8 protein-coding genes, 1 tRNA gene and 5 pseudogenes are annotated in these 12602 nt (G+C 47.5%); 5 read left to right on the top strand and 9 right to left on the bottom strand.

The annotated features are described in order from the left end of the window. Nucleotides 1-465: 465 nt before the first annotated feature. Nucleotides 466-675: pseudogene (locus JK216_RS10410) on the top strand (hypothetical protein); the annotation flags it as partial. 75 nt (nt 676-750) lie between these two features. Continuing rightward, a pseudogene (locus JK216_RS10405) lies at nt 751-1008 on the top strand (rhodanese-like domain-containing protein); the annotation flags it as partial. Nucleotides 1009-1128: 120 nt separating this feature from the next. Here the strand turns inward: JK216_RS10405 and JK216_RS10400 are convergent. Beyond that, nucleotides 1129-2334 (bottom strand): annotated as a pseudogene (locus JK216_RS10400) (IS256 family transposase). Nucleotides 2335-2473: 139 nt separating this feature from the next. On the opposite strand from JK216_RS10400, the pseudogene JK216_RS10395 reads away from it, so the two are divergent. Then, nucleotides 2474-2611: pseudogene (locus JK216_RS10395) on the top strand (molybdopterin-guanine dinucleotide biosynthesis protein MobC); the annotation flags it as partial. On the opposite strand, the gene JK216_RS10390 reads toward JK216_RS10395, so the two are convergent. Further along, nucleotides 2608-2922: a CcdB family protein gene (locus JK216_RS10390; protein ID WP_212711044.1), complete on the bottom strand. Its 315-nt coding sequence runs from the start codon at nt 2920-2922 to the stop codon at nt 2608-2610. The pseudogene JK216_RS10395 and the gene JK216_RS10390 sit on opposite strands and share 4 nt — an antisense overlap. A 2-nt stretch (nt 2923-2924) precedes the next feature. Continuing rightward, nucleotides 2925-3161, bottom strand: coding sequence for a type II toxin-antitoxin system CcdA family antitoxin (locus JK216_RS10385; protein ID WP_212712061.1), 237 nt, complete (start codon nt 3159-3161; stop codon nt 2925-2927). Nucleotides 3162-3567: 406 nt separating this feature from the next. On the opposite strand from JK216_RS10385, the pseudogene JK216_RS17030 reads away from it, so the two are divergent. Then, nucleotides 3568-4072, top strand: a pseudogene (locus JK216_RS17030) (IS3 family transposase); the annotation flags it as partial. On the opposite strand, the gene JK216_RS10380 reads toward JK216_RS17030, so the two are convergent. The 5 genes from JK216_RS10380 to JK216_RS10360 all read right to left on the bottom strand — a co-directional run bounded on the left by JK216_RS10380 (nt 4005) and on the right by JK216_RS10360 (nt 9090). Beyond that, nucleotides 4005-4178 carry a hypothetical protein gene (locus tag JK216_RS10380; RefSeq protein WP_212711042.1) on the bottom strand — a complete coding sequence of 58 codons (174 nt, stop codon included), beginning with the start codon at nt 4176-4178 and terminating at the stop codon, nt 4005-4007. The pseudogene JK216_RS17030 and the gene JK216_RS10380 sit on opposite strands and share 68 nt — an antisense overlap. Before the next feature lie 240 nt (nt 4179-4418). Next, nucleotides 4419-4494, bottom strand: a tRNA-Asn gene (locus tag JK216_RS10375). Between the two features lie 216 nt (nt 4495-4710). Continuing rightward, a complete protein-coding gene (locus JK216_RS10370; RefSeq protein ID WP_212711041.1) occupies nt 4711-6102 on the bottom strand; it encodes an NAD-dependent succinate-semialdehyde dehydrogenase in 1392 nt (463 codons plus the stop codon). 365 nt (nt 6103-6467) lie between these two features. Continuing rightward, a complete protein-coding gene (locus JK216_RS10365; RefSeq protein WP_212712060.1) occupies nt 6468-7562 on the bottom strand; it encodes a hypothetical protein in 1095 nt (364 codons plus the stop codon). A gap of 637 nt (nt 7563-8199) precedes the next feature. Next, nucleotides 8200-9090, bottom strand: coding sequence for a LysR family transcriptional regulator (locus JK216_RS10360; RefSeq protein ID WP_212712059.1), 891 nt, complete (start codon nt 9088-9090; stop codon nt 8200-8202). 110 nt (nt 9091-9200) lie between these two features. Here JK216_RS10360 and JK216_RS10355 point away from each other — a divergent pair, with 110 nt between their 5' ends. After that, on the top strand, nt 9201-10100 hold the full coding sequence (locus JK216_RS10355; protein WP_212712058.1) for a DMT family transporter: 900 nt from the start codon (nt 9201-9203) through the stop codon (nt 10098-10100). A 90-nt stretch (nt 10101-10190) separates the two neighbouring features. Here JK216_RS10355 and JK216_RS10350 read toward each other — a convergent pair whose 3' ends face one another. Further along, nucleotides 10191-12056 (bottom strand): sulfatase-like hydrolase/transferase, encoded by a 1866-nt coding sequence (locus JK216_RS10350; protein WP_212712057.1) that lies wholly within the window; start codon nt 12054-12056, stop codon nt 10191-10193. Nucleotides 12057-12602: the final 546 nt, after the last annotated feature.

Raw genomic sequence — 12602 nt, 5'->3', positions numbered from 1 at the left:
TCCCCTCGAACATCCAGCCAGGGCACCCCGCTAATCCCCCCGAAAAACCGGTGTGTTCATAAACAGAATTTTCTACTAACCTGAATTCAGAGGGATTTCTATGACCCGAAGGGCTGCGAAGCTCACCGATCACGTTTTACTGACAGCCAGAGCCCTCGGTAATTTAGTAAAAAAGGCGTTCGCTTAGGTACATATGATAAAGATTTAAACAGGGTAAAAGGAGGGTGACATGTTTGGTATTTTACAGAAAATAAATCTTTTAAGTCTGAATTTAATGAAACAGTCTTGCCAGATTCAATTACCATAGGTGATTTTAAAGAAGGGATGCAAATCACTATAGATTATTGGAATATCAAACAATACTATGCAAGTTGGCTATCTTCTTTAAAAGAAGGGATTTATGGAAAAAAATAATGCGACACTAGTAGTTTCAATGTATCCGCCTAAAGATGCGAGTTTTTATTCTCATGGATTTTATACTTCATGCAAGGGAAAGTTATTGTTCAGAATAAAATGATTTTCCCGGATGAGATAAGTTATTTTTCCATGGATAAAATAAATGAATATACTGGTGAGTATGAAGCCTGTTCAGGAGGTGAAAAAGTATCAGAGTGGTACACTACTATTGATGAGGTAAAAGGATTTATGTCATATCCTGAAAGGAATATATCATAAAACTATATATTGAGCAGTATATTAATACATGTACTGCTTTGCTATCTTTGAATTGAAAATACATAGTAGAGAGGGAATGTTCCCGGAGCAATCAATCAGCCGCATAAAGAAATCTGTTTTAACAATACAGAACACCCGGATAAAACCAAAATATATATTTGCTATTGTGATGGCATTGGTTGCAACGCTTCGACCAAAACAGCGATGAAACTGATGACGCCCGGTTTTCAGGTAAAAGAATTATCAGGTGGGCTGGACTGGTGGGCACGGGATGGTTATTCCACTGACGGTACTGAGGGAAAAGAAGGAACCCCTGTTTCCTGCGGTTGCTGAGTAACCAGAAATAAACTCGCCCCGTGTGACCTGAGTAAGCGCGCGGGGATCTTTATTTTAATAACCTACTGATAAATATTTATAATTGACTCGAGGGTGTTCATTATTCTGTGTCAAGGCTTACAGGTCGATATGATTATCAAGTCGACCGGCGAAGTGGATCGACAACTGAGACAGTGTCAGATTCCAGTTCTGTACCGGGTGGGTCCAGCGCTCTGATGCTCGTAAAATACCGGCATAAAGTAACTTCAGCAAGCTGTTTTCATTAGCAAAACCGCCTTTGGTTTTCGTCAGCTTGCGGAACTAACGGTGGACAGCCTCTGCCGCATTGGTGGTGTAAATTGCTGTTCGAACATAGTCGGGATATTTAAAATACGCTGATAACGTCTGCCATTTGTTACGCCAGGAGTTAATAACAACCGGATATTTTTCGCCCCAACGGCTCTCCAGTTCGTCCAGCGCCTGCTCTGCTGCATTCAGTGTTGCAGCCTTGTAGACACACTTTAAGTCGGCCATGAAGGCTTTCTGGTTCTTGCTGGCGACATATTTAAGTGAGTTGCGTATCTGGTGGATAATACAATGCTGAATCTCTGTTTGTGGATAGATGGATTCTATAGCTTCCGGGAAACCTTTAAGACCATCAACACAGGCTATCAGGATATCTTTCACGCCCCGGTTATGCAGGTCGGTCAGAACGCTGAGCCAGTGATGAGCGCCTTCATTTTCAGACAGATACAGGCCCAATAGTTCTTTTTTACCCTCGATATTCAGTGCCAGAATCGTGTAAACCGCTTTGGTGATGAAGCGGCCATTTTCTTTGATTTTATAGTGAATGGCATCCAGCCAGACCACTGGATAAAGCGGGTCAAGGTCACGCTCACGCCAGGCCTGCAATTCAGGTAGCAGCTTGTCAGTAACAGCATTCAGGGTGCCGTTGGAAACACTGATGCCATAAATTTCTTCAATATGATTGCGGATATCCTGGTAACTGGTACCCAACGCGAAGAGTGCGATAATTTTACGTTCCAGCTCGTCGGTCAGATGGGTCTGATGCTTTTTAACCATTTGAGGTTCAAAGGTTCCGGCGCGATCACGTGGCGTGTTGAGTTCAAAGCTGCCCGCCGGGCTTTTAACGGTTTTTGGTGTTGAGCCGTTTTTGCGGTTTGCAGTTTTATCCTGGTTGAGGTGTTGCTCAAGTTCAGCGGCCATCGCCATTTCGGTAAGCTGCTTAATGAGTGGTGTCAGGATGCCGTCTTTTCCGGTCAGATCCTTGCCTGCGCGAAGTGCGGCAATGGCGGCTTCAATGTCTAAGGTGGGCCTGGTCATGTGTCATCTCTTTTTTTAGATTAGTTTACTGAAATGACACAGAATTTTGAACACTACCGGTTTACCGACAGGAATAGCGACCATATCCTTTTCAATTTTTTCTCCGAGTCTGAGCCCGGCATCAAAGCCTTATTCTGAGTCGCTGATCAGGCTGTTTGACAGTATCAGGACAGGGATGAGGAACAACGTTCCCGTTCTGTTTGATGCGAAGCATCGCGAGATATTTTTCTTCCGCCCGATAGCTGAACTGGAACTGGCTGTCGGCAGCCACGACTAAATGCCGTCAATGAGAAAATCTATGGCGGCCTTTACCTGAGAGCGATACTGAGTAGCATTACAGAACGCCGCTCCCAGAGCCCGGACAGGGACACTTGCCAGCTCATGAGCCATAACAGCGTATTCTTTGCCGTCCGATAGTCTAACAACGGGGATAAGGCGATCCGGGCGGTGGCCTGGCGGATATTTTTCAATAGGCAGCAACGGAATCACTATCCGGCGGTTCAGTTGTCCAATAATATCGCTTGTGACATCGAGTAGTAGTGGGTAAAGGGTGCTTTTACCGGTATTCCTATATACGGTGAACTGCATAGTTAAAATGTCCTGTATTCATCACTGAAACAGTCATGTTCATCATGAAAACCGTTTAATGCGGCTATGGCCTCCCTGTTCTCTTGCTGCCATTTTTTCGCTTCATAGTACCGAAGCTCCGCATCGAGGGCGGCTGTCAGGGTCGCACTCAGGTTAATACCTGCCTCACGCGCACGCAGCAGTAAAGTACGCTCTACCGTCATGGTCACACTCTGCGTGCTGCGTTGTTTTGCTGTCATAGTTCCTCTCCTGTAATGAATACGTGCAAACTGCACAGCCTAATACACCCATCATAGCACCAAAAATAGGTCCTGCTACCGTTACAGTCTTTCACATTTAACAATCAGTCGTTTGTTATCAACAGCAATGACCGGTAAATGTCGTTTGCTGGATGGGCGGACTCTTTACCGCCCGCACCGGCAGCCCGGGATGTTCAGGACAGAGAACGCCCAGAACATCGGGGGTAACATTAACGGCCCGTTAAACTTTCCGCATCGATACTCTCGTCATACTGCGACTGCGGGGGCAACACGCTGTCTGTAATAGGTTTTTTGCAACGACTGTTGGTTTTACCCGGTAATAGTGGATATACGACTAAGTGAGTAAACCCTCAGCCAGAGGTGACCCATGATAAAACCGACATAAATCAGCAAGAAGCCCAGAAACACGCCTGAACTTGGTGATGCAGCCCTGAAACTGGCTGAACGTATCGGCGTCGCTGCTGCCCGCCAACTCAGTCTTTACCAATCGCCGTTCTATACCCGGGCAGTAAGCAACAGCAACAAATGACCTCTTCACAACGTGAAAGTGAACTGGCCGCAGAAAATGTCCGGTTAAAGCGGCAACGGGCAGAACGGGATGAGGAGCTGGTCATTCCCCCAAAAGGCCACGACATAGTTCGCGAAGCGCCTGAAATGAAGGTTGTCTTTATTGAAAAATATCAGGCGGAGTTCAGCATCAGGGTTATGTGCCGGGTGCCGGGTGTCACCCGCAGCGGCGGTATGCCTGGCTCAGACGCCGTGACCAGGTCAGCCTGCATCAACAGTTCCGTCTTAACTGCGATAATGCGGTTCGCAGGGTATTCAGTGCGGCAAAACACCGGTATGGTGTGCTGCGTCTTGCAGCCGAACTGCCGGAATACAACGTAAAACCATCGCTTCCGGCCTCATCACTGCATTGTTGTGCAGCAGAAAGTGAAACAACAGGAAGATATCTATGGAAACGATTTTTTGCTTGCCGTCGAAGCGGTAAGCCATCAGTCAGCTTATATTCCTTACCGAGGGGCCTGGCGTTTTTACTTTAGTATCAGTAAGTGGCATAACGGCATCCTTCGACTGTTGGTAAAAACGCAATCGCACTGCCATTACCACCAATTTACCTGCAAAAGGTATAGCTTCGGGGATTTTTAGTGGGCGAGTGCATATCCGCGGGAAGGGGATAACCAATTGATAAAAAGCAAAAAACCAGATATCCGAAGACATCTGGTTTCTTTAATATGGCTCCTCTGACTGGACTCGAACCAGTGACATACGGATTAACAGTCCGCCGTTCTACCGACTGAACTACAGAGGAATTGTCGTGAAGACGGGCGCATAGTAACGGCGGGCACCCGGCTTGTCAAAGCGGTTTTATCTGCCGCAGGATTGTTTGATGATAAAAGAAACAATCTGCGCTGTATTGCCGGAAAAAGCAGCGATATTCTGTCTGTTCCGGCAATTGGCGGCAAAAACCCCGGCAGCGGGGACGTTTCTGCCGGGGCTACAGATGGATATCTGCGCGCAGTCGCTGTCAGAACGGTGCATCAATATCAACGATATCAATCAGTTTATGGTTAACAAACTCTTTCAGACCCAGCCCCAGCAGTTCGCGGCCATAACCGGAACGTTTTACTCCGCCAAAAGGCAGGTCTGCTTTCACCATTGTAGGGTGGTTAATATAGACCATTCCGGTAGTGATTTTTTTCGCCAGCTGATAACCGTATTGAGGATCAGCGGTAAATACTGAGCCACCCAGCCCGAAATGAGAATCATTGGCTATTCTGACCGCATCTTCGTCATCTCTGGCTTTAATTATCATCGACACCGGACCAAAAAATTCTTCATAATACGCCGGATTATCCGGAGTTACGTTTGTCAGAATGGTTGGCTGAACAAAAGCGCCCTGTGCCGGAACTTTATCGCCGACTTCGGTGGCGATGGCACCATGTTCCACCGCTTTCGCTATCTGCTGCTTCAGGTTATCTGCAGCACGCTGAGAAGACAGGGGAGCCAGCCGGGTTGTATTGTCCATCGGATCACCGGCTTTCAGGGCGGCAACCCCGGCAGTGTATTTTTCAAGGAAAGCATCGTAAATTTTTTCATGGATAATCATACGCTTCGATGACACACAGACCTGGCCTGCGTTCCAGTGGCGACCGAATACCGCCCATTCAACCGTTTTATCTAATTCAGCGTCGGCCAGTACCACAAAAGCATCAGCACCGCCCAGTTCGAGGGTGGATTTTTTCAGGTATTTAGCGGCCGTCTGCGCCACGCTGGCACCTGCCGCTTCGGAGCCGGTTAAGGCAACACCATGTACCCGCGGATCTTTCAAGACATATTCTATTTTACTGTGTGGCAGAAACAGATTAGTGAAGCCGCCGGCCGGTAAACCAGCATCCAGCATCAGTTTTTCAAAAGCTTCTGCACACTGGGGAACGTTAGAAGCATGTTTCAGTAACAGGGTATTCCCTGCAGCCAGTTGAGGTGCAAGGATACGGGCAATCTGATAGAACGGGAAATTCCAGGGCTCGACGGCCAGCAGTACTCCTAAAGGCTCATGGACCAGAACGGCCTGTCCCTCGGCGGGGTCAGCGACCGGCAGGGGCTGGTCCTTCAGTAATTGTTCAGCGTTTTTTACATAATATTCAAAAATGCTGGCCGATAATTCGACTTCTGCACGTGCTTCACCAATAATCTTACCCATCTCAAGGGTAATGATTTCTGCAAAAAACTGTGTTTTTTCCCGCAGGATATCGGCGGCTTTCTGTAAAATGACTGTACGCTGCGCGATAGCCAACTGACGCCATTCGGCAAAGGTCTGGTCTGCGCGACTGATCGCCGCTGAGATTTCACTGTCCGTTGCATCATTAAACTGCTTAACAGTTTCACCGGTGTAAGGATTAATCGTTGAGAATGCCATAACAGGTACCTTCTTTTTATCAGACTATTGCGACAGGTGTTGCCAGCATGTAATCATTATCTGCAGATGCTGACGCCAATACAGAGGTTATAGATAAAAATTTATTATCATTCCAGCCGGTAATAACTATCAGTGTTATAGGTCACATTTCTGCTACTTTTTGATAAACGAATTGTATAGTTTGTCAGGATATAACAAGAAAACTTTGTATTAATTGTTAGCGTCGGATGTGAAATAAAAAATGTGGCAGCTATCAGGACAGGGTTAAACAGGTTTTTAGCCGGTTTATTTGGTGGTGAGGATAAAAAATATTTATCGTATTATGGCCGGAGAAACGGGTTCACCGGCCATTATTACTCTGCGGGCTACTGCAGGCTGATACGCACCACACTGTCGGGACCCGTCGTCGAAGTATCTTTGTTGAAATCCTGTTTCACTGTCACATACAGGCTCTGACCATCCGGCGATATCAGCAGACTGTTTGGATGACTGTCAAATGACCAGCTGTGTTTCAGCACGTAACTGGTTGCATCCAGTTGCAGAACTTTTTTCGACTGACGCTGGCTGATATAGATCTCGTTACGTACCGGATTGAATTTAATACCCAGAGCATCGCCGTCAATACGTTTAATTACCTTACCGCTGTGTTCGTCAAACACCAGGGTGGTTTTACCCTGAGAATCATCCGTTACAAACAACCGGCCGGTGGCAGGGTCTTCAGCCATATTCAGGAACAGATATTTTTTACCATCTCCCGGTGTCAGACGCCGTTCAATTTTATAACTCCGGGGATTAATCACCAGTATTTCACTGCTGCCGTTAGCCGCATAAATACGATCAGTCAGTGGTGAATAAATAATACCGGTCACCCATTTACCGGCGTTATTAATACGGGTTTTCAGGCGAAATGTTTTGGTATCTATGACAGAAATAAAGCCGGGGTCTGCTACTGCTCCGACATACAATTCATTGCCATGCCACAGGATTTCGCGGGCACCGATGTTATAGCCTTCTTTGTTTTTACCGCCAAGGACCAGGCGTTGCAGCACTTTACCATTGTGCGCATCCACTTTAGAAATACTACCGTCCAGGGTATTGGTGGTGTAAAAAACATCGCCCTTCTTATCACTCGCCATTCCGAAGTTTTTCAGGTCCGTGTGGGTTTCACCCAGAGTCTTTAGTGTGCGCGGGTCGAGACGGTACAGTATACCGCCATTCACATTTTTAAAACTCTGTGCGCTGGCAACATACAGCACACCGGCCGACGGGGAATTTGCCATTTCGTATAACCCGTCACCTAACTGTCTCTGAATGAGTGTGCTGTCTGCGGGGGGAGTGACAGTATGTGTTACGGGCACTGCTGAGGTCTTTTCGGCAGGAGCCTGGCAAGCCGTCAGACTAAAGGTGGTAACAATAGCAGCAGCGAGTAAGGTTTTACGCGGGCTGAATAGCAATCTCATGCTTAACTCCGGGGAAGTAACGGACCCGTTATCGGGCGGAATCCTTATTAAATTCTAATGATAATCATACGCATTACAATTTAATAAGTAAATGTGACTCCCTGACCCGGGAGAAGGTTACGCTGTCCATTGGCAGTGATTACCCAAAAGATACCGGCAGTTATATTTATCGTTTATGTTCGGATAGCCTGAGACCGGTGATTTACTTCCCTTTTGTCAGGGAATAAAGGTGTCTTTCAGTAAACCTGTCGCTGCAGGGAAGTGCCGTTTGTCCGGCGGGCGTAATATTTTTCACTTATCCTTACTGGCACTGACCGTGCAGGTAAGGATTTTTACCTGTTACAGCTGTACACTGTACGATACGGGCTGCTGGCTGTGACTATTCCGGCAAAACAGTGATGGCAGAAAATCAGCCCGGCACGCTTCCGCAACTGGTAGTTACGGCAGACTACGGTCACTCCCTCGGGTCAGCCTGTTTTTTCGTTATCAGTTAACCCGCCAGATGTCGGGACAGGCGAACATCAATAATCTGTTTACTCGCCGTTATTATACTTATCTGAATAATCATCTGTATGGTGCACTACGCAATTTCAGTCTGTCTTACCAGCCCTTGCCTCCCGAATCCGGGGATAACCCGTCACTTAAGGGAAAATATCTCCGGTGTATGCTGTTGCAGAAACTCGATAAATTTCCCGGTTGCCCGTGACAGGGTCGGACTGTCGCGGAATGCCAGCCCGATATCGCGGCTGGTCCGGGGAATAGTTTCTGTGGTCCTAATCCGGTAAGGGATATTTTGCAGGATCAGCCTTGGTAACAGACTGATGCCCAGTCCTTTTTCCACCATAGCCATCACTGCATAATCGTCCCATAATGTATAACGTACCCGCAGTTTAAGATCATACTGACCGAAAATATGGGTAATCTCATTATTATTCCCTTTTTCCAGTAACAGAAACGGGTAGTCACAAATCCGCGCCAGCGGAACGGCACCGTTTTCGCACAGCGGGTGATTCTCCGGGAGGATCAGTAAATAATCATCCCGTTGTAAAAAAAGGGTTTTTAACGGATTTCTGGCCGGTAGCCGGATAAACCCGCAATCGACAGTTCCTTCGCTGATCCGGGTCTCTGTTTCGTTATAGTCCCCCGGGATTAATTCAAAATCGATACCGGGAAAGTGCAGTTGAAAAGTACGCAGAACCTCAGGTAACCAGTGAATAGCAACACTGGAGAACGTGCCAATTCTGACGGTGCCCGACTCCAGTCCGTTCAGGGCATCCACTTCATTCTGCAAAGTACGGTAACTCTCACACAAACTACGGGCAAAGGGCAACAGATGCCGCCCGTCTGCGGTCAGCGTTACTCCGCTTCGGCTGCGTTCGAATAATGTCAGGTTCCACTCTTTTTCGAGATCATTAATCATCCGGCTGATACCTGACTGGGAGTAATAAATTTTCTCTGCGGCACGGGTAAAACTGCCGTATTCAACCACGCTGATAAAGGCCTTGTACTTCTGAAGATTCAGGTCCATAAGAGATATCCATCTGGTTTTGTCATGAATAGCATGCTAAAGACTCGCTTTTGTCATTTCAAGCGGCGTGCCAGAATGCGTTCATTATTCAGAGAGCGGGCGATGAAAAAATGTCTGGAAGAAACGCAGGATTATCACAAGCAGCGAGCGGGGTATTTGTATTACTCTGGAGCGGTGGTGCCATATTCACCCGGCTGGGATTAAATGATGCAACAGCGCTGGCCTTACTGATTGCCCGATTTTCTGTGGCATTACTCGCCTTAGTGCTGATTTGTCTATTACGTCGGCAGTGGCTTCCGGAAAAAGGGACCCGATTACGGGTGGCAATAACAGGCGTATTATTTATTGGTGGTTATTCTGTCTGTTACTTTCAGGCCATGGCACATGACATAACCCCTGGTCTGCTGGCAGCTGTGCTGGGTATTCAGCCAATACTGACCTTGTGTTGTACCGAAAGAGGCTTCAGAGGGTGCAGGCTGGCAGGGCTAATGATTGCTCTTGGTGGGCTGTTTTTACTGGTCTGGCGTAGTCTGCTGGTCTCTGGTTTCCCGTTATCCGGAATGATATTTTCCCTGTCGGCACTGGCATGTATCACCACGGGAACAGTAATGCAAAAACAGATAGAGCAGCCTCCGGTAAGGGTACTTCCGTTACAATATGCAGCCAGCTTGCTGTTATGCTTATTGATGCTGCCGTTCAGTCCGGTGACTATATGCCTGACACCGGAGCTGATTCTGTCGGTGGTATTTCTTGGCCTGATTGTTTCTGTTGTGGCTCAGTTGTTATTTTACCGGATGCTGATTAAAGGCAGTCTGGTCAATGTGACCAGCCTGTTTTACCTGGTGCCGGTGACCACGGCACTACTGGATTATCTGTTGCTGGGGAACCGGCTGCCGTGGTCAGCAATGGCCGGAATGGTGGCTATTTTTGCCGGTATCTGGCTGGTATTCCGCTCAGCCGAACCACAACGCGACCCTGACCGGGATAGTTTGCCGGATAAATTATCCTGAAGGTAGCGACCAGCCATTGAAAGCGGCCTGCTGTGCCCGGGCCGCGGCTGAACTGCTACACTGTAATTATCCTAGTCTGTACCATGACCCTTAATCCCTGAGCAAATAAGCAGTAACTTCCGGATCCAGCGACCATTTCAGGCCTTTTAATGGCGGAATATAATGCCCGTCATCCTTAGTACCTATTTCTTTACGATAAAGACGGTTAAGTTTATCGTTCATATGGTCGACCAGAGATGAATACTGTTTATCTGCCGCCAGATTATGCATTTCCTGCGGATCACTTTGCAGGTCGTAGAGTTCGAGATCGTTATAGCGACGTAATATTTCCGGGGTTTCGGGAATATGGTGTTGTTGCAGTGAAAAGTAGCGGGTGAATTTATATTTCCCGTCAAAGATCATTCGGATCCCGCCGCGCTTGTTCAGATCTGGTGTAAAGGTATTGAAACGGTGTTTTTTCTCTTCACTGCTCAGGGTCTCATCACGAATAACCTTAAACATATTGCCAATATAAGTAGCATCTGAATACATCAGCATATCGTAACAATAAAGGATAGCATCCCGAAGATAATTGACCGGGTAACGTTCCGGGAAAAACAGCAACGGACTAATATCTGCACCTTTGCGGGATGCCAGCAGTGCATTATCCTCTGTATTCTTCCGGCCGGTTAATCCGGCGAGGGTCGGAATAATATCCAGATGACAGGTCAGGGCATGGCAGTCTTTTCCGCCGGGAAAGTCAGGATGAACAATAAACAACGGGACCCGGACCTGTTGTTTATAGGTACAGGTGCCTTTACCATTCATCTGATGAGCACCACACAGCTCGCCGTGATCAGAGGTAAAGACAATAATTGTTTTTTCGCTCAGGCCGAGAGCATCAAGCTCATTGAGTATTCTCACTAGCTGGGTATCATTATCCCGTATGCAGTTGAAATAATAGTCCTGTAACTTACGCCAGCGACGATCCACATTAGCGATAGTTCCTACCTGAATGCCGTTACATAACTGGTATTCAAGATGTGCTGGTGGCCGTCCGGCGGCGGAAAAAGACTGGAACCTGGAGTCTTCAAGTTTTGCCTGCGGCCAGCGATACCGGTACAGGGCGTTATCGGGGGGCTGTGCCGGAAAAGAGCTGTTATTACCGGTAATCAACCGGCCCTGCCATTGGTTTTTTTCTCCGGGATCATCGGTATTCAGGTACATCACATCGTGCGGGTTGACTAAATTAACCGCCAGTAACCAGGGCTGGTGGTGATCCTGTTTATCCCTGCCGTTCCCCCGTAACCAGCTGATAGCCTGGCTTGCTGTCAGTTCATCGTACAGATAGCCTCCCTGGCTGTGTCCGATAATATCTCCCACCCCGGTATAGTCATTGAATCCGTACTCCTGCATCAGGGCCGTCAGTTCGCCACGGGGAATGGAAGCGATATCCGTTGAACTGACGGATATTTTGTTACCGGGACTGGACATCTGGCTATTCAGGTGCCATTTCCCTTTATAAGCCGGGTAATAGCCCAGTTGCTGCATTATGTGCCCCAGCGTTCCCAGCGTCGGATCCAGGCTGGCGGGCATCCAGGGGAACCCCGGGTTATCAAACATACCTGTTTGTGGCATATGCAGGCCGGTGTATAACACTGACCGTGACGGAGTACAGACACTACTGCAAATATGATGATTGGTGAAGCGGACTCCGCGCTTTGCTAACCGTTCACGGCCGGGAACAGGGAAGGGATAGTGAGCAAAATATTTTTCCTGGTCTGAGACAATAAACAGAATGTTATATCCTTCGGGAAGAGATTCCGGCGGCAGCGCCGGGCAAGCCGGATCGGCTCCGGGCGGTGGATTTACCGGAGTATCTGCAAAAACAGTTTTGCCGCTGAGCAAAGATACCGCCGTAATGGCAGATCCGATACGGATAAAATCTCTGCGGGATGAAGAGGTTTTATTTTTCATATTCCTGTTCCTTATATTATTTATTAAATAATCGTAATTAATACTCCTGAGATGATTGCCGTTTTAATTCAATTGTTATTTTTACAGGTACTGATGAGTTTATCCGGAAAGAACGGGCGTTTCTTTCTTTTTATTGCGGTTAATTCAGTATGGAAATACAGGTTCGTTATTATAATATGCTTTCCTGGCGTGGCTTTATCAAAAGATGAACGGTATTTATTGCCGGAGGAAGGTTATTGCGTGAATATCCTGACGCGGGTGACAAGCGAAATATCCTTTCAGGAAAGTAAGCTACAGTAATCACTGCGGTTACCGGTTACGGAGTGCCACCGTTAAGCTTTATGGCGCAGGCTGTAATTGGTAAACCCGGGCACTGATTTACCGGGTATCGAAGGTAGTGATTTCAGCTCTCACCCGATCATAACCTTCTATAAAAGATGACGCGAACATCGCCGGCCAGCGATTATCTGCCGGTATTCTCCGGCAGCGGGGGCATTATTCTGGCCGGAGGTCATATTTCTAAACGAATCCGGGGATCATATTACC

This window comes from Tatumella sp. JGM94 (assembly GCF_018257595.1).
In the GTDB taxonomy this organism is placed as follows: domain Bacteria; phylum Pseudomonadota; class Gammaproteobacteria; order Enterobacterales; family Enterobacteriaceae; genus Tatumella; species Tatumella punctata.
The sequence above is the reverse complement of the archived record's forward strand: the minus strand, read 5'-3'. Positions and strand labels throughout refer to the sequence as shown.

Coding starts and splice junctions, on each gene's coding strand:
- JK216_RS10360 (WP_212712059.1), bottom strand. CDS start 9,090: ATGGACCTGAATCTTCAGAAGTACAAGGCCTTTATCAGCGTGGTTGAA.
- JK216_RS10385 (WP_212712061.1), bottom strand. CDS start 3,161: ATGACAGCAAAACAACGCAGCACGCAGAGTGTGACCATGACGGTAGAG.
- JK216_RS10370 (WP_212711041.1), bottom strand. CDS start 6,102: ATGGCATTCTCAACGATTAATCCTTACACCGGTGAAACTGTTAAGCAG.
- JK216_RS10355 (WP_212712058.1), top strand. CDS start 9,201: ATGTCTGGAAGAAACGCAGGATTATCACAAGCAGCGAGCGGGGTATTT.
- JK216_RS10365 (WP_212712060.1), bottom strand. CDS start 7,562: ATGAGATTGCTATTCAGCCCGCGTAAAACCTTACTCGCTGCTGCTATT.
- JK216_RS10390 (WP_212711044.1), bottom strand. CDS start 2,922: ATGCAGTTCACCGTATATAGGAATACCGGTAAAAGCACCCTTTACCCA.
- JK216_RS10380 (WP_212711042.1), bottom strand. CDS start 4,178: ATGGCTTACCGCTTCGACGGCAAGCAAAAAATCGTTTCCATAGATATC.
- JK216_RS10350 (WP_212712057.1), bottom strand. CDS start 12,056: ATGAAAAATAAAACCTCTTCATCCCGCAGAGATTTTATCCGTATCGGA.